Source organism: Variovorax sp. YR750, assembly GCF_900109805.1.
GTDB lineage: Bacteria > Pseudomonadota > Gammaproteobacteria > Burkholderiales > Burkholderiaceae_C > Variovorax > Variovorax gossypii.
Genome location: NZ_FOBJ01000009.1, coordinates 80,728 through 97,100, shown reverse-complemented (window position 1 = coordinate 97,100; position 16,373 = coordinate 80,728). Strand labels below are relative to the sequence as shown.

Annotated in this window: 15 protein-coding genes; 12 read left to right on the top strand and 3 right to left on the bottom strand. The window is 69.3% G+C overall.

Annotation, left to right across the window (positions count from 1 at the left end; all coding sequences use genetic code 11):
- Nucleotides 1-3: 3 nt before the first annotated feature.
- The 6 genes from cbiB (at nt 4) to BMY35_RS19330 (ending at nt 4,195) form a co-directional block, all read left to right on the top strand.
- Nucleotides 4-984 carry an adenosylcobinamide-phosphate synthase CbiB gene (cbiB, locus tag BMY35_RS19355; RefSeq protein ID WP_177213668.1) on the top strand — a complete coding sequence of 327 codons (981 nt, stop codon included), beginning with the start codon at nt 4-6 and terminating at the stop codon, nt 982-984.
- A complete protein-coding gene (locus BMY35_RS19350) occupies nt 981-1,970 on the top strand; it encodes an aminotransferase class I/II-fold pyridoxal phosphate-dependent enzyme (RefSeq protein WP_093202456.1) in 990 nt (329 codons plus the stop codon). The genes cbiB and BMY35_RS19350 overlap by 4 nt, the downstream gene beginning before the upstream one ends.
- A gap of 70 nt (nt 1,971-2,040) precedes the next feature.
- Complete coding sequence (locus tag BMY35_RS19345) at nt 2,041-2,394, top strand: CidA/LrgA family protein (RefSeq protein ID WP_093202453.1); 354 nt, start codon at nt 2,041-2,043, stop codon at nt 2,392-2,394.
- Nucleotides 2,395-3,123 carry an LrgB family protein gene (locus BMY35_RS19340; RefSeq protein ID WP_093202451.1) on the top strand — a complete coding sequence of 243 codons (729 nt, stop codon included), beginning with the start codon at nt 2,395-2,397 and terminating at the stop codon, nt 3,121-3,123. It abuts the gene before it with no gap.
- Nucleotides 3,124-3,128: 5 nt separating this feature from the next.
- Complete coding sequence (locus BMY35_RS19335; RefSeq protein ID WP_240651997.1) at nt 3,129-3,710, top strand: GNAT family N-acetyltransferase; 582 nt, start codon at nt 3,129-3,131, stop codon at nt 3,708-3,710.
- A gap of 20 nt (nt 3,711-3,730) precedes the next feature.
- On the top strand, nt 3,731-4,195 hold the full coding sequence (locus BMY35_RS19330) for an OsmC family protein (protein WP_093202446.1): 465 nt from the start codon (nt 3,731-3,733) through the stop codon (nt 4,193-4,195).
- A 15-nt stretch (nt 4,196-4,210) separates the two neighbouring features.
- Here the strand turns inward: BMY35_RS19330 and BMY35_RS19325 are convergent, their stop codons facing one another.
- A complete protein-coding gene (locus BMY35_RS19325; RefSeq protein WP_093202443.1) occupies nt 4,211-4,987 on the bottom strand; it encodes a flagellar brake protein in 777 nt (258 codons plus the stop codon).
- Nucleotides 4,988-5,184: 197 nt separating this feature from the next.
- On the bottom strand, nt 5,185-6,099 hold the full coding sequence (locus tag BMY35_RS19320; protein ID WP_093202440.1) for a LysR family transcriptional regulator: 915 nt from the start codon (nt 6,097-6,099) through the stop codon (nt 5,185-5,187).
- Nucleotides 6,100-6,281: 182 nt separating this feature from the next.
- Between BMY35_RS19320 and BMY35_RS19315 the strand changes: the two genes are divergently transcribed.
- From BMY35_RS19315 to BMY35_RS19300, 4 genes are all read left to right on the top strand, one after another.
- A complete protein-coding gene (locus BMY35_RS19315) occupies nt 6,282-7,166 on the top strand; it encodes an alpha/beta hydrolase (RefSeq protein ID WP_093202438.1) in 885 nt (294 codons plus the stop codon).
- 147 nt (nt 7,167-7,313) lie between these two features.
- Nucleotides 7,314-8,564 (top strand): efflux RND transporter periplasmic adaptor subunit, encoded by a 1,251-nt coding sequence (locus BMY35_RS19310; protein WP_093202435.1) that lies wholly within the window; start codon nt 7,314-7,316, stop codon nt 8,562-8,564.
- A gap of 40 nt (nt 8,565-8,604) precedes the next feature.
- The gene (locus tag BMY35_RS19305; protein ID WP_093202433.1) at nt 8,605-11,883 is read left to right on the top strand and encodes an efflux RND transporter permease subunit; all 3,279 of its coding nucleotides are present in this window, start codon (nt 8,605-8,607) and stop codon (nt 11,881-11,883) included.
- A gap of 25 nt (nt 11,884-11,908) precedes the next feature.
- Nucleotides 11,909-13,390 (top strand): efflux transporter outer membrane subunit, encoded by a 1,482-nt coding sequence (locus BMY35_RS19300; protein WP_093202430.1) that lies wholly within the window; start codon nt 11,909-11,911, stop codon nt 13,388-13,390.
- Between the two features lie 69 nt (nt 13,391-13,459).
- Here BMY35_RS19300 and BMY35_RS19295 read toward each other — a convergent pair whose 3' ends face one another.
- A complete protein-coding gene (locus BMY35_RS19295) occupies nt 13,460-13,690 on the bottom strand; it encodes a hypothetical protein (protein WP_093202428.1) in 231 nt (76 codons plus the stop codon).
- A 180-nt stretch (nt 13,691-13,870) separates the two neighbouring features.
- Between BMY35_RS19295 and BMY35_RS19290 the strand changes: the two genes are divergently transcribed.
- Nucleotides 13,871-15,331, top strand: coding sequence for a cobyric acid synthase (locus BMY35_RS19290; protein ID WP_093202926.1), 1,461 nt, complete (start codon nt 13,871-13,873; stop codon nt 15,329-15,331).
- The gene (gene cobT, locus BMY35_RS19285; protein ID WP_093202425.1) at nt 15,328-16,368 is read left to right on the top strand and encodes a nicotinate-nucleotide--dimethylbenzimidazole phosphoribosyltransferase; all 1,041 of its coding nucleotides are present in this window, start codon (nt 15,328-15,330) and stop codon (nt 16,366-16,368) included. The genes BMY35_RS19290 and cobT overlap by 4 nt, the downstream gene beginning before the upstream one ends.
- Nucleotides 16,369-16,373: the final 5 nt, after the last annotated feature.

Here is a 16,373-nt window from a genome sequence, read left to right as displayed (position 1 = left end):
CCCATGCCCTTGCCGAGTTCCGAATACGCCATCGCCTTTGCCGCCGCGCTGTGGATCGCGCTGGCCGTCGACCGCTGGCTGGGCGAGCCGCCCGCGCCGCTGCATCCGGTCGTGTGGATGGGGCGCTATCTCGGGATTGGAGCGCGCATTGCTCCGCGCGCGCATCAGGCGAAGGCGGTCGACCTGCCGATGTTCTTCGCCGGCGCGCTGCTGTGGTGCGTGGGGGCGGCGTGCGTCTGGGGTGTTGCCATGGCTCTGCAGATGCTGGCGATGCTCTACCTGCCCGCGTGGGTGATGGCGTTGCTGATCGGCCTGCTGCTCAAGCCTCTCTTCGCCTGGCGCATGCTGCGCGACGAGGTGCTCGCGGTCGAAGCCGCGCTGGGTGTTTCGCTCGATGCAGGCCGCCAGCAGCTGGCGCGCCTCGTGAGCCGCGACGTGAGCCGGCTCAGCGAGCGCGAAGTGCGCGAAAGCGCCATCGAGTCGCTCGCGGAAAACCTCAACGACTCGCTCGTGGCGCCCGTCTTCTGGTTCGTGCTGCTGGGCCTGCCGGGCGCGGCGCTCTACCGTTTCGCCAACACCGCGGATGCGATGTGGGGCTATCGCGGCGAGCGCGGCGGCCGCGACTGGACCTGGTTCGGCAAATGGGCCGCGCGTGTGGACGACGTGCTCTCGTGGATTCCGGCGCGCATCACCGTGGCGCTGCTTGCGCTCGCGGCATGGCGCTGGCCTTCGGGGCTGTCTGAAGAAGCCCGCCGCACGCCGTCGCCCAACAGCGGCTGGCCGATGGCGACGGTGGCCCTGCTGCTCGGCGTTCGACTGGCGAAGCCGGGCGTGTATGCGCTGAATGCGGAAGGCCGCGCGCCTTCGGCCGACGACATGCAGCGCACTGCGCAACTGGGCGGTCGGGCTGCATTGGCGCTGGGCGTGTTCGCCTCGCTGGGCATCGTGGCCATCGTGGCGGTTACCGGCTGGAGGCTCGCATGAGCCCGGCGGTTCACGGCGGGCCCGATGCCGCCGGCGCGGCGCCGCACGACTTTTCGACCAATGGCAACGCGGCGGGCTCGTGCCCGGCCGTCGTGTCGGCACTGCGCGCTGCCGACGCGGCGCATTACCCGGACCCGCACTACACGGCGCTGCGAGGCCGTCTCGCGGCCTTTCACGGCGTGGTGGCCGACCGCATCGTGATCGCGGCCAGCGCGAGCGAGTTCATTCACCGCATCAGCGCAGCCGTGGCGCAGGGCGGCGGCAGCCGGGTCTGGCTGCCGGCGCACAGCTACGGCGACTACGAGCGCGCCGCGCAGGCCTGGGGCCTACTTGTGCTGCGCGCGCCGCAGCCGCATGCCGATGCCGCGCTGCGCTGGTGCTGCGAGCCGTCGAGCCCGCTGGGGCAGCCGCAGGCCGACCTGCCGCTGCAGGCCGCGGGCACCGGCGGCGCCTGCGTGCTCGATCTCGCCTACGAACCGCTGCGCCTCGAGGGCCGGCCGTCGCTCGATGCCGTGCAGCGCAACCGCGTCTGGCAGTTGTGGACGCCGAACAAGGCGATGGGCCTGACCGGTATCCGTGCCGCCTACGCGATCGCACCCGAGGAGGCAGATGCTCCGTTCATGGCGCGCATCGAAAGGTTGGCCCCCTCATGGCCGCTGGGCACGCACGGCGTGGCGCTGCTCGAGACCTGGACCGGCGACGACGCGCAGCGCTGGCTCGCGCAAAGCCTCCAGACGCTGAGGGACTGGAAGGCCTTGCAACGCGCGATGTGCGAATCGCTCGGCTGGCAATGCCTCCCGGGCGATGCCAACTTCTTCTGCGCGCGCACCGACCGGCCGTATCCCGGCCTGGCCGCCGCGCTGCGCGCTTCGGGCATCAAGCTGCGCGACTGCGCTTCGTTCGGCCTGCCGGGCCATGTGCGCATGGGCGTGCTGCCGCCCGCCAGCCAGCAGGCGCTGAAAGAAGCCTGGACAAGCGCGGCCTGAACACATACACCCACATCCCCGACCGACCCGACCGCCCAGACCTCTCAGACCTCTCAGATCGACAGGAAAAATGCTCTACGCCATCACCACGCTCTTTCTCTGCCAGCTCGCCGGCGAACTGCTCGTGCAGTGGCTGGGCCTGCCCATTCCCGGCCCGCTGATCGGCATGGTGTTCCTGTTCATCGGCCTGATCGTGCGCGGCAGCGTTCCGCAGGTGCTGACCGACACCTCGGGCCATCTGCTGCGCAACCTGATGCTGCTGTTCATCCCGGCCGTGACCGGCGTGATGCTGCATTTCGAGCGGGTAGGGCGCGAGTGGCTGCCGTTTCTCGCGGCCGGCATTGTGGGCGCCGCCTTCACCATGACGGTCACCGCGCTCACCTTCCGCTGGATGATCCGCATCACCGGCAAGGACGCCCAATAAATGACCGCGCCCGCGAAGCTCTTCGAGATCTGGGTGTTCCTGGCCCAGTCGCCGCTGCTGTGGCTGTCGCTCACGCTGCTGGCGTACCTGGGCGCGCTGTGGCTGCACACGCGCAGCGGGCGCAATCCGGTGGTCAATCCGGTGCTGGTGTCGGTGATCGTCATCGTCACTGTGCTGCTGCTCACGCGCACGCCCTACGACACGTATTTCGAGGGCGCGAAGTTCGTCCACTTCCTGATCGGCCCCGCCACCGTGGCGCTGGCCGTGCCGCTGTACGGGCAGATCGACCGGCTGCGGCGGCTGTGGCTGCCCATCGGCGTGGCGCTGCTCGTGGGCTCGGTCGCCGCCATTGTGTCGGCGGTCGGCATCGCCTGGGTGCTGGGCGGATCGCACGACCTGATGATGTCGCTCGCGCCCAAGTCGGCCACCATGCCCATCGCGATGGGCGTGGCCGAGAAGATCGGCGGGCTGCCCTCGCTGGCGGCGGTGGCAGCGGCCGTTGCCGGCATCTCGGGCGCGATCATGGCCACCGGCCTGCTGAACCTGCTGCGCATCAGGGAGCCGGCGGTGCGCGGCTTCGCGGTCGGCATGGCGGCGCATGGCATCGGCACGGCGCGTGCCATCCAGGTGAACGAGACGGCCGGCGCGTTCTCGGCGCTGGCCATGGGGCTGAACGGTATCGCGACGGCGCTGCTGGTGCCGCTCATCGTCAAGCTGATGGGGGCCTAGGCAGGATGGCGAAACCCGCGCCGGCATCGCGCCCGATGGAGCTGGTCTGGCCCGCGAAGGCCTACCTGCCCAGCTACGTCTCGGCGCTGAACCGGGGCTGGGCGCGCGACGAGACGCGGCCCGAGTCGGGCGCGGAGGAGCGCGCAGCCATCAAGGCCGACCCCGACCGCTTCCTGGCCAGCCTCGTGGATCGCAAGGCCAGGGGAGGGCGCATCCTCATGCCCGACGGCTCCAAGGTGCGGCGACTGCCGGGCTACAAGTGCTGGATGTGGGACGGCGAGTTCTGCGGCAGCATCGACCTGCGCTGGCAGCCGGGCACCGACGCGCTGCCGCTCTACTGCCTGGGTCACATCGGCTACAACGTCGTGCCCTGGAAGCAGCGCAAGGGCTACGCGACGCGCGCGCTGGGCTCGATGCTGAAGCTGGCCGCGGGCGAGGGGCTGGGCCGCGTCGAGATCACGACCAGCCCGGGCAACCTCGCGTCGCAGAAGGTGATCGAGGCCAACGGCGGCGTGCTGATCGAGACCTTCATCACGCTGCCGAGCCAGGGCAGCCTGACCAAGTTGCGATATCGCATCGATCTTTGAACATCGGAAAAAGGAATCCCATGGCCCAGTACACAGCGGAAATCCTCTGGCTGCGTGGCGAGCAGGACTTTCTCGCGAACACCTACAGCAGGCGACATTCGCTGCGTTTCGACGGAGGCGCGGAAGTGGCGGGCTCGTCGTCGCCGCATGTCGTGCCGCTGCCGATGTCGGATGCCTCGGCGGTCGACCCCGAGGAAATGTTCGTCGCCTCGCTCTCCAACTGTCACATGCTGTGGTTCCTCACGATGGCGGTGAAGCGCAAGTTCGTCGTCGACCGGTATTTCGACGCGGCCACCGGCACGATGGAGAAGAACGCCGAGGGCAAGATGGCGATGACCGTCGTCACGCTGCGCCCGGAGGTGACTTTCTCGGGCCAGAACCAGCCTACGCGCGAGCAGATCGAGCAGATGCATCACCGGGCGCACGAGGAGTGCTTCATCGCCAATTCGGTGAAGACCGAGGTGCGCTGCGAGCCGGTGTTCTGACCGGCTGTACTGGCGTCAGCCGACCAGCGAGCGGCTCTTCATTTCGAGCCGCGTGACCAGGCGCTGCAGGGCGGTTTCGGCGCCGGGCGGCAGCGCCAGGAAGCGGAAGCCCAGCTGATAACGCAGCGTGCCGTTGGGCTGTGGGGTGGGGCGGATCGACACGAGTTCCATGTCGAGCGTGAGCCGGCCGAGCGTGCCGAGCGACAGTTCGCAGTCCCTGAGGTACGTGCCCGGCTGCAGGCCGGCGGCGCGTGCGTCCCGGGTGCGAAGGCCGACGCCGCCGAGCGACAGGTCCTGCACTTCGAACGAGAAGGCATCGCCCTTGGGCAGGCTGCCCGAGCAGGTGTACGACTCGACGATCGGCGCATCGACGCGGAAGTACTCGCGGCGCTGCATGTAGACGAGCACCTCGGGAAAGTCGGCCTCGAAGGCGGGCAGGCCTTCGTACCGGGTCTCGCGCGGCGAGGCGATGGAAAACTCGACGCGCACGCCGTCCTGCTGGGCCTCGAAGTGGCAGCGCGCCGCCGCAAGCAGGGCCCGGTTCTGCTCGGGCGACGCCCCCCAGTCGAAGGTGAACGCGCGGGCCCGCATGTCCACGTCGAGGAGCTGCGTCACCAGATGGCCGCCCGCGTACTGGACGGTGAGGTTGTCGCGGCGACTGGCGAGGTTGCGCAGGTGAACGCCGATCTCCACCGGCGTGCGGCGGCCGAATTCCTCGCTTGTGCGTTCGCCTGCTGGCGCGTACGGCTGATCGGGCGCTTCGGCCTGGCCGTTCGACTGGTCTGTATCCATGAGCTTGCCGGTTCGTATGTTCTAGCGGGCGCGCCAGGGCTCCTCCCGGGCCTCTGAACGGCCTTCATCGAGGCCGCGGTACGCGCGTTCAACCGGAAAACGCAGCGGCTTTCAGGTATCGCGCCGAACTGATTAACGGCATCAGGCGGCCAGAATTTAGGGCGCCGGCGTGAATTGTTTGTTGCAGTGCCGCGCGATCAGCGCCGCTGGAGCCTCGGGTTCTTCGCGAAGAGCTCGGCAGCCCAGTCCACGAAGGCGCGTACCTTGGCGCTCAGGTGCCGGTTGGGCGGATAAACCACGTGGATCGGCAGCGGGTCGCGCTGCCAGTCGGGCAGCAGCTGGATCAGCTCGCCGCTCTCGATCAGCGGCTCGGCCATGAAGGTGATGCACTGCGAGATGCCGAAACCGCCCAGCACCGCCGTGATGTGGGCGTTGCTCTCGTTCACCGCCACGCGGTAGGGGCCGTTCAGCTCGATATGCTCGTCGCCCTTCCTGAACTCGTGCGGGTACACGCGCCGGGTGGTGCCCGAGAAGTAGCTCACCACGTGGTGGCGTTTCTCGATGTCGTTCGGGTGCTGCGGCATGCCGTAGCGCTTGACATAGGCCGGTGACGCCACGGTGACGAAGTCGAGCGTGCCGATGCGCCGCGCGACCAGCGACTGGTCGTTGAGCTCACCCGCGCGGATCACGCAGTCGACGTTGTCGCTGATGAGGTCGATGGTGCGGTCGCTCACGCCCAGGTCGACCTGGATGTCGGGGTAGCGGTCGCAGAAGCTGGCCAGCGCGGGCAGGATGATCAGCCTCGCCACCGAGGTGCCGACGTCGATGCGCAGCCGTCCCGTGGGGTTGGCCTGCGCGTTCGTCATGCTGGCTTCCATGTCGTCGAAGTCGTTGAGCAGGCGCGCGGCCCGCTCGAAGTAGGCGGCGCCGTCGGGCGTGACCGTGACGCGGCGCGTGGTGCGGTTGAGCAGCTTCACGCGCAGGCGCGACTCGAGCGCCTGGATCTGCTTGGTGACTGTGCCCTTGGGCAGGGCAAGCGAGTCCGCCGCCCGGGTGAAAGTGCCGGCTTCCACGACGCGGACGAAGATCCGCATGGCCTGGATCTGATCCATTGAATGCCTGTTCTTGGTACCCGGCCCACACCGGGGGACGCGGATTCTCACACAAGCCGTCCAACCTTTGCGGAGCGCCCTGATTGTTGTCGGTTTGGAAACAGAGTGGGGGCATGTTTCCTGTTTAACGCCGCATCGGGCGACTTATATTTCAACCATCGCCCAAATCCCCGAGGTCGCCCATGTCACCCGTTCCATCGTCCCGTTCCGCCGAAGCCGCCGCCCGTGCTGCGGCGCAAGGCGTGGAAGCCGATCTGTCGATCGAGCTGCCAGGCCGCGAACCGGTCGGTGCCCGTGTGTACGGCCAGCGCGCCAAGGGGGACGTGGCTCCGCTGGTGCTGCATTTCCACGGCGGCACCTTCGTCTGCGGCGGCCTTGACAACGGCCGCAACGTGGCTCGGCTGCTGGCCGGGGCGGGTGCGGTGGTGGTGTCGCTGGCTTACCCGCTGGCACCGCAGTCGCCGTTCCCGGAACCCATCGAGGTGGGCTATGCCGCCCTCGAATGGCTCTACAAGCAGCGCACCAAGCTCGGCGGCAAGGGCGCGCAGGTGTACCTGGCCGGCGAGGAAGCCGGCGGTAACCTGGCGGCCGCGGTGGCGTTGATCGCCCGCGACCGCGCTCATCCGCCGCTGGCAGGCCAGATCCTGCTGTCGCCCATGCTCGACCCGTGCGCCGGCACCGCCTCGCTGCGCAATGCCACCAACGACGCGGCCGAGTGCCGCTGGGCCAGCGGCTGGGAGAAGTACCTGAGCTGCCCCTCGAACGCCATGCACCCCTATGCGGTGCCGAGCGGTTCGCTGCGGCTGTCGTCGCTGGCCCCCGCACTGGTGCTGGTGGGCGCGGACGACGCCATGCGCGACGAGGCGCTGACCTTCGCGGGCCGTCTGCGCGCGGCCGGCATCGAGGTCACGAGCAGCGTGCTGCCCAGCGCCTCGAACTGGCCCAAGGCGCTGTACGACACCGAGAACACGGGCTGCGTGGCCTGCGAAGCCTCGGTGCAGCAGCACTTCCGCGAGTTCTTCAGCGCGACCACGCCGCCGCCCGCGACGGCGAACCACCCCAGCTAGTTTCCCGCCGGTCACCGGCTGCCTGATCGACACGCTGCCAGCGCGGCCGCGTGCCGGGGCCCCTTTTTTCCTGAAATCCGCCTCCTGGTGCCAAAAGCGCCGGGGTGGCCTGTTGCATCCCAAAGTCATCGAGAAGGACTAACCATCATGTCGAACAACGAGAAAAAGCTGTCTTCCGCCGCCCGCAAGGGCCTCTGGCCCGCTGTGACCGGCCTCACCGCATTGCTGGCAGTGGCTGCCGCGGTGGTAGGCATGTACAGCTTCAAGGCCGAGGCCAACAACGCACCGGCGGCGCCGCAGGCCACGCCGGTGTCGGTCGCCACGGTGGCCTCGAGCGAGATCAACGCCTGGGACGAGTTCTCGGGCCGCCTCGAAGCCGTCCAGCGCGTCGATGTGCGCTCCCGCGTCGCGGGCGCCGTGCAGTCGGTGCACTTCCGCGAAGGCGCGCTGGTGAAGCAGGGCGACCTGCTGGTCACCATCGACCCCGCGCCGTACGCGGCCGAGGTCGAGCGCGCCGAGGCGCAGGTGGCTTCCGCGCAGGCCCGCCAGTCCTTCAGCCGCAGCGAGCAGGAGCGCGCCAAGCGCCTGTGGGACGACAAGGCCATCGCCCAGCGCGAGTACGACGAGCGCGTGAACGCCGGCCGTGAAGCCGAAGCCAACCTGCGTGCGGCCCAAGCCTCGCTGCAGTCGGCGCGCCTGAACCTGGGCTACACGCAAGTGCGCGCCCCGGTCTCGGGCCGCATCGGCCGCATCGAGGTGACGGTGGGCAACCTGGTGGCGGCCGGCCCGGGCGCTCCGGTGCTGACCACGCTGGTGTCGGTGAGCCCGATCTACGCGAGCTTCGACGCCGACGAGCAGGTCATCACCCGCGCGCTGAAGGAGCTGCCCAGCGGCTCCAGCGCCCGCGGCCAGATCGAGAGCATCCCCGTGCAGATGGGCACCGCCGGCATCGACGGCACGCCCTTCACCGGCAAGCTGCAGCTGATCGACAACCAGGTCGACGCCCGCAGCGGCACGGTGCGCGTGCGTGCCTCGTTCGACAACAAGGACGGCGCCCTCATCCCCGGCCAGTTCGCCCGCATCCGCATGGGCCAGGCCCGCAACGACACCGCACTGCTGGTGAGCGAGCGCGCCATCGGCACCGACCAGAACAAGAAGTTCGTGATGGTCGTGGGCGAGGACAGCAAGGCTGCCTACCGCGAAGTGACGCTGGGCGCCTCGATCAACGGCCTGCGTGTCGTGAGCAAGGGCCTGAAGGCGGGCGACCGCGTGATCGTCAACGGCCTGCAGCACGTCCGCCCGGGTGCGCTGGTCGCGCCGCAGCAAGTGACGATGGACGCCAAGGCGGACCCCAAGCAACAACAACCGGAACGCGTCGCGGAAGCGGCCAAGTCCTGATTTCGGAGGAGGGCGCATCCGCGCCCGCCGGAGAACCAACATGAATCTCTCAAAATTCTTCATCGACCGGCCGATCTTTGCCGGCGTGCTGTCGCTATTGATGCTGATAGCCGGCCTGATCGCGCTGCGCGGGCTGCCGATCTCGGAGTACCCAGAGGTCGCGCCTCCCTCGGTGGTGGTGCGGGCCCAGTACCCCGGCGCCAACCCGAAGGTGATCGCCGAAACCGTCGCCACTCCGCTCGAAGAGCAGATCAACGGCGTCGAAGGCATGCTCTACATGGGCAGCCAGGCGACCACCGACGGCGTGCTGACGCTCACCGTCACCTTCCGTCTGGGCACCGATCCCGACAAGGCGCAGCAGCTCGTGCAGAACCGCGTCTCGCAAGCCGAGCCGCGCCTGCCCGAGGAAGTGCGCCGGCTCGGCATCACGACCGTCAAGAGCGCCCCCGACCTGACGATGGTGGTCCACCTCGTCTCGCCGAACAACCGCTACGACATCAACTACCTGCGCAACTACGCGGTGCTGAACGTGAAGGACCCGCTGGCGCGCATCGAAGGCGTGGGCCAGGTCCAGATCTTCGGCGGCGGCGACTACTCCATGCGTGTGTGGCTCGACCCGCAGAAGGTCGCGCAGCGCGGCCTGTCGGCCTCCGACGTGGTGGCCGCCATCCGTGGCCAGAACGTGCAGGCCGCGGCCGGCGTGGTCGGCGCTTCGCCGGGCCTGTCGGGCGTGGACATGCAGCTCTCCATCAATGCGCAAGGGCGCCTGCAGAGCGAGGAAGAGTTCGGCGACATCATCGTCAAGAGCGGCACTGACGGCGCCGTCACGCGTCTTCGCGACATCGGCCGCCTCGAGATGGGCGCCGCCGACTACTCGCTGCGTTCGCTGCTGAACAACGACCCGGCCGTCGGCATGGGCGTGTTCCAGGCGCCGGGCTCCAACGCGCTCGACATCTCGGCCAACGTTCGCAAGACGATGGCTGAGCTCAACAAGAACATGCCCGAGGGCCTGGAATACCGCATCGCCTACGACCCGACGCAGTTCGTGCGCGCGTCCATCGAATCGGTGATCCACACGCTGCTCGAAGCCATCATGCTGGTGGTGCTGGTCGTGATCCTGTTCCTGCAGACCTGGCGCGCTTCCATCATCCCGCTGCTGGCCGTGCCGGTGTCGGTGATCGGTACCTTCGCGGTGCTGCACATCCTCGGTTTCTCGATCAACGCGCTGAGCCTGTTCGGGCTGGTGCTGGCGATCGGTATCGTGGTGGACGACGCCATCGTGGTGGTGGAGAACGTCGAGCGCAACATCGAGGCGGGGCTCACGCCGCGTGAAGCGACGTACCGCGCAATGCGTGAAGTGTCGGGTCCGATCATCGCCATCGCGCTGGTGCTGGTGGCCGTGTTCGTGCCGCTGGCCTTCATCAGCGGCCTCACGGGCCAGTTCTACCGCCAGTTCGCGGTGACCATCGCGATCTCGACGGTGATCTCGGCCATCAACTCGCTGACGCTGTCGCCCGCGCTCGCCGCCTTGCTGCTGCGCGGCCACGATGCTCCCAAGGACGCGCTGACGCGCGGCATGGACCGCGTCTTCGGCTGGCTGTTCCGCGGCTTCAACCGCTTCTTCCATCGCGGCTCCGAGGCCTACAGCGGCGGCGTCAAGCGCGTGATCTCGCGCAAGACCCTGATGCTGGCCATCTACCTCGCGCTGATCGGCGTGACCTTCGGCCTCTTCAAGGCGGTGCCCAGCGGCTTCGTGCCGGCGCAGGACAAGCAGTACCTGATCGGCTTCGCCCAGCTGCCCGACGGCGCCACGCTCGACCGTACCGACGAAGTGATCCAGCGCATGGGCGAGATCATGAAGAAGAACCCGAACGTGGAAGACGCCATCGCCTTCCCGGGCCTGTCGATCAACGGCTTCACCAACAGCTCGAACTCGGGCATCGTGTTCGCCACGCTCAAGCCCTTCGACCAGCGCAAGCGCCCCGACCAGAGCGGCGGCGCGGTGGCCGGACAGCTCAACGGTGCCTTCGCCGGCATCCAGGACGCCTTCATCGTGATGTTCCCGCCGCCGCCGGTGGCGGGCCTGGGCACCACGGGCGGCTTCAAGCTGCAGCTGGAAGACCGCGGCTCGGTGGGCTACGACCAGATGGACGCGGCGGTGAAGGCCTTCATGGCCAAGGCACAGCAGGCGCCCGAACTGGCAGGCATGTTCACGAGCTGGCAGGTCAACGTGCCGCAGCTGTATGCCGACATCGACCGCACCAAGGCCCGCCAGCTCGGCGTGCCGGTGACGGACATCTTCGACACCATGCAGATCTACCTCGGCAGCCTCTATGCGAACGACTTCAACAAGTTCGGCCGCACGTACTCCGTGCGCGTCCAGGCCGATGCGCCTTACCGCGCCCGTGCCGAGGACGTGGGCCTGCTGAAGGTGCGCTCGACCTCGGGCGAGATGGTGCCGCTGGCCGCGCTGATGAAGGTGAATTCGACTTTCGGTCCGGAACGCGCCATGCGCTACAACGGCTACCTCGCCGCCGACATCAACGGCGGCCCGGCACCGGGCTACTCGTCGGGACAGGCGCAGGACGCGATCGTGAAGATCGCCGCCGAGACGCTGCCCAAGGGCGTGAGCTTCGAGTGGACCGAGCTGACCTACCAGGAGATCCTGGCCGGCAACTCCGCCTTCCTGGTGTTCCCGCTGGCCATTCTTCTGGTGTTCCTGGTGCTGGCCGCGCAGTACGAGAGCCTGACGCTGCCGATCGCGATCATCCTGATCGTGCCCATGGGCATCCTGGCCGCGATGACCGGCGTGTGGATCTCCGGAGGCGACAACAACGTCTTCACGCAGATCGGGCTGATAGTGCTTGTGGGGTTGAGTGCGAAGAACGCGATTCTTATCGTGGAGTTCGCACGGGAGCTCGAATTCGCCGGACGCTCGCCAATTCAGGCCGCCATCGAAGCCAGCCGCCTGCGCCTGCGCCCGATTCTGATGACCTCGCTGGCCTTCGTGATGGGCGTGCTGCCCCTCGTGCTGTCCACCGGCGCAGGCTCCGAAATGCGCAAGGCCATGGGCGTGGCGGTGTTCGCCGGGATGATTGGCGTGACGGCCTTCGGCCTGTTCCTGACGCCGGTGTTCTACGTGCTGCTGCGCCGCCTCGCGGGCAACCGGCCGCTCAAGCTGCATGGCGAAGTGCCGCACGGCGACGACTTCGTGTCGGCCGAGCATCCCGTGGCGCCTGCATCGCACGGCGGCTCGGGCGGTGGTGGGCTGCACCCGGTGCCTGCGTCGCCGCGTCCTTCGCACGGTTCGCATGACTGATCGGGAAGAAGAAAGAAAGCTGATCATGAAATTCTCAGTACAACCCTTGGTGAAGCCCCTCCGTACCGCCTTGCTGCCGCTGATGGCCGCCCTGGTGCTGGCCGGCTGTGCCACCGTGCCCTCGGGCCTGCCCGAGATCACGACCACGGCCCAGTTCAAGGAGCAGGGGCCCACGCCGCCCGCCGGCTTCACGCGTGCCGTGCCCGCCGAGGCGCAATCGCGCGGCGCCTGGTGGCTGGCGTTCAACGATCCGGTGCTGAACGCGCTGGTCGAGAAGGCCGACGTCAACAACGGCAACATCCAGGCCGCGGCGGCGCGGCTGGCCGAGGCCCGCGCGCTGGCGCGCAGCGCCAGCGCCGACCGCCTGCCGCAGATCGGCCTCGGCGCCGGTGCCAACCGCGGCGCCGGCCTGGACAAGGCCACGGCCAGCACCCGCCCGGCCACGATGACCAACATCGGCGCCACCTTCTCGTACGAGGTCGACCTGTTCGGCCGCCTCTCGGGCGCAAGCAACGCGGCGAACCTCGACGCCGCCGGCCGCGAGGCGCTGCTGCAGAGCACCCGGCTCGCGGTGCAGGCCGAGACGGCGCAGACCTATCTGCAGCTGCGCGCACTCGACGCCGAGCGCGTGCTGGTGCGCGAGCAGGTCGAGGCCTACCGCGACACGCTGCGCCTGTCGCAGCGCCGCGAGCAGGCCGGCGACATCGCCGAGCTCGACGTGGCGCGCGTACAGACCGAGGTGTCGTCCACCGAATCGGATGCGCTCGCGCTCGACCGCCAGCGTGCCCAGGTCGAGCATGCGCTTGCGGTGCTGGTGGGCGATTCGGCCTCCAGCTTCGTCCTGCGCACCGACGACTGGACGACGGCGCTGCCGTCGATTCCGGCGGGCGTGCCGGGCACGGTGCTCACGCGCCGCCCCGACGTGTCGGCCGCGCAGAGCGCCGTGCTGGCGGCGCAGGCCCGCGTGGGCGTGGCCCAGGCCGCGTGGTTCCCGAACATCTCGCTGACCGGCGCCGCTGGCTATGCCTCGCCCGAGATCGGCGACCTTTTCAAGTGGTCGGCCCGCTCGTGGGGCGTGGGTGCGCTGCTGTCGCTGCCGATCTTCGACGGCGGCCGCCGCGAAGCCGGCGTGCAGGGCGCCAACGCCCAGCTCGACGGCGCGCTCGCGAGCTATCGCACGCAGGTGCTGGTGGCCTTCCAGGAGGTGGAAGATCAGCTGGCCGCCATCCGCACGCTGCAGGAGCAGTCGGTGGTGCAGGCGCAGGCCGTCACCTCGGCGGCGCGCGCGACCAGCCTGTCGGACACGCGCTACCGCAACGGCTACATCAGCCAGCTCGACCTGCTCGACGCACGCCGCAGCGAACTGCGCAACCGTCGCCAGGCGCTGCAGGTGAAGTCGGCGCAATACCAGGCTGCGGTGGGCCTGATCCGCGCCATCGGCGGGGGCTGGGACGTGCCGGCGCCGGTAGCGGCCGGTGCCGCTCAGACCACGGTGGCAGCTCGCTGAAGCAGGCCCCGGACCACGGAAAAGATTGACAGCCTGAACGCCGCAAGGCGGTCTTGCGCCGTCGTGGGCTCAGCCGGCATTGCCGGCGAGGTTCGCGGCGGCGCTTATTTTTTGCAGCTCCAGCACGCCCATGGCCATGGCGTTGGAGTAGCTGGCCTGCGGGCTGGCCGCGGTCCGGTAGACCCGGTAGTCGAGGGTCTCGGTGCTTGCGTCGCCGTGGTGGGCCTCGAGCAGGGTCCAGAAGAACTGGCCGGGCTCGTGCTCCTCGACGGTCAATGCCAAATCGTTCAAGGCTGGCATGGGTTCCCTGGGTGCGATGCGATGTAAGTGTGCTGCCGAGTGCAGTCCCGGGTGTACGCAGGAAAACCTCAATCGGATTCACCGGGCGCATTTGCAGCGCCGCAGCGTGAAAGATGTCGCAATCCGCCGGGTCCGGCCGGCGCTTTCCGGGCGCCCGTGGCGCTCAACGACAATCCGCCGATGAGTTCAAAGGCGAATAGCGGGCCGGCGTGCTGCGTCATGGTCCTGGGCACCACCAGCGGCGCGGGCAAGAGCTGGCTGGCCACCGCGCTGTGCCGCTGGTATGCGCGCCGGGGCCTGAAGGTGGCGCCCTTCAAGGCGCAGAACATGAGCAACAACGCCCGTGTGGTCGATGGCGGCGAGATCGGCAGCGCCCAGTATTTCCAGGCCCTGGCCGCGAATGCGCTGCCCGACGTGCGCATGAACCCGCTGCTGCTCAAGCCCGAGCGCGACACCCACAGCCAGGTGGTGCTGATGGGGCAGGTGAGCGAAGCCCTCTCGGCCTTGCCCTGGCGCGGCCGCAGCGAGCGCGTGTGGCCCGAGATCTCGGGCGCGCTCGACGAACTGCGTGCCGAGAACGACGTGGTCGTGATCGAGGGCGCCGGCTCGCCGGCCGAGATCAACCTGATGGCCAGCGACATCGTCAACATGCGCATCGCCCGGCACGCGCAGGCGCGCTGCCTGCTGGCGACCGACATCGACCGCGGCGGCGCCTTCGCCCACCTCTACGGCACCTGGGCGCTGCTGCCCGAGGCCGACCGGGCGCTGCTGCGAGGCTTCGTGCTCAACAAGTTCCGTGGCGACGCCTCGCTGCTCGCGCCGGCCCCGCAGCAGCTGCAGGAGCTGACTGGCGTGCCCACCGTCGCCACGCTGCCCATGTGGTGGCAGCACGGCCTGCCCGAGGAAGACGGCGTGTTCGACGACCGCAGCCGCGCGAGCGGCGTGGTCACGCGGACGGTGGCGGTGGTCGCATACCCGCGCATCAGCAATCTCGACGAATTCCAGGCGCTGAAGAACGTGCCGGGCGTGCGGCTGGTCTGGGCGCGCACGCCGGCCGACGTGGCCGGGGCCGACTGGATCGTGCTGCCCGGCTCCAAGCACACCAGCGGCGACCTGGCCTGGCTGCGTGCGCAGGGGCTGGATCAGGCCGTGGCCGCGCATGCCGGGCGCGGCGGCGCGGTGCTTGGCATCTGCGGCGGCCTGCAGATGCTGGGCGAGGCGCTGGTCGATCCGCACGGCATCGACGGCAATGCGCCGGGTTTGGGCCTGCTGCCGCTGGTGACGGTGTTCGAGCGCGAGAAGACGGTGCGGCATCGCGCCGCACGCTTCGGCGACCTGGCCGGCGCCTGGGCCGCGTTGTCCGGCGTGCCGGTCGCCGGCTACGAGATCCATCACGGCCAGACCGCCGCGCATCCGCAGATGGCGCAGGACGGCCGGCCGGTCATGCCCGACGGGCTGGCCTGGCAGAACGCGCAGGGCAACGTGCTCGGCATCTATCTTCACGGCCTGTTCGAGGACCCTGGCACGCTGCATGCGCTCTTCGGCGCCTCGGCGCCCACGCTCGAGGCCACCTTCGACGGCCTGGCCGATTTCATCGATTCACACTTCGACGCCGGCGTACTCGCCGGACTGATTGCATGACCGAACTCGTTCCCACGATCCCCGACATTTCCGACGCCGCGCTCGCCGCCCGCCTGCAGGGCGCGCTCGACAACAAGACCAAGCCGCTCGGCGCGCTGGGCCGGCTGGAGGCGCTGGCCCTGCGCATCGGCAGCGTCCTGGGCACCGAAAGCCCGGTGCTCGAGGCTCCGCAGATGCTGGTCTGCGCCGGCGACCACGGCCTGGCGGCGCGCGGCGTCTCGGCCTATCCGAGCGAGGTGACCTGGCAGATGGTCGAGAACTTCCTCGCCGGCGGCGCGGCCGTGAGCGTGCTCGCGCGCCAGCACGGACTGGCGCTCACCGTGGTCGACTGCGGCGTGCGGCAGGACTTCCAGCCCCGCCCGGGGCTGGTGTCGCGCCGGATCGCCGCCGGCACGGCCGACGCTTCCGAAGGGCCGGCCATGACCGCCGCGCAGTGCGCCCAGGCGATCGCCAACGGGCGCGAGGTCGTGAAGGCGCTGCCGGGCAACGCGCTGCTGCTCGGCGAGATGGGCATCGGCAACAGCTCGTCCGCCGCGCTGCTGCTGTCGCGGCTGGGCGGGCTGGACATCGACGCCTGCATCGGCATCGGCACCGGCCTCGACGGGGCAGGGCTGGCGCGCAAGCGCGAGGTGCTGCGGCAGGTGCTGGCGCTGCACGCCGGCGCCACCGCGCCGCTCGATGCGCTGGCAGCCTTCGGCGGATTCGAATTGGCCACGCTGACGGGCGCAGTGCTGCAGGCGGCGGCCGAGCGGCGGGTGATCGTGGTCGACGGCTACATCGCCAGCGCGGCGGTGCTGGTGGCGCAGGCGCTGCAGCCCCATGTGGTGCAGCGTTGCGCGGCGGCGCACCGCTCGGCCGAGCCGGGGCATGCGCTGATGCTGGAGCGGCTGGGGCTCGATCCGCTGCTTCAGCTCGACCTGCGGCTGGGCGAGGGCTCGGGCGGCGCGCTGGCCTGGCCGCTGCTCGAATCCGCCTGCCGCATCCTGCGCGAGATGGCCAGCTTCGAATCGGCCGGCGTGTCGCGCAAGGACAGCTGAAGCGA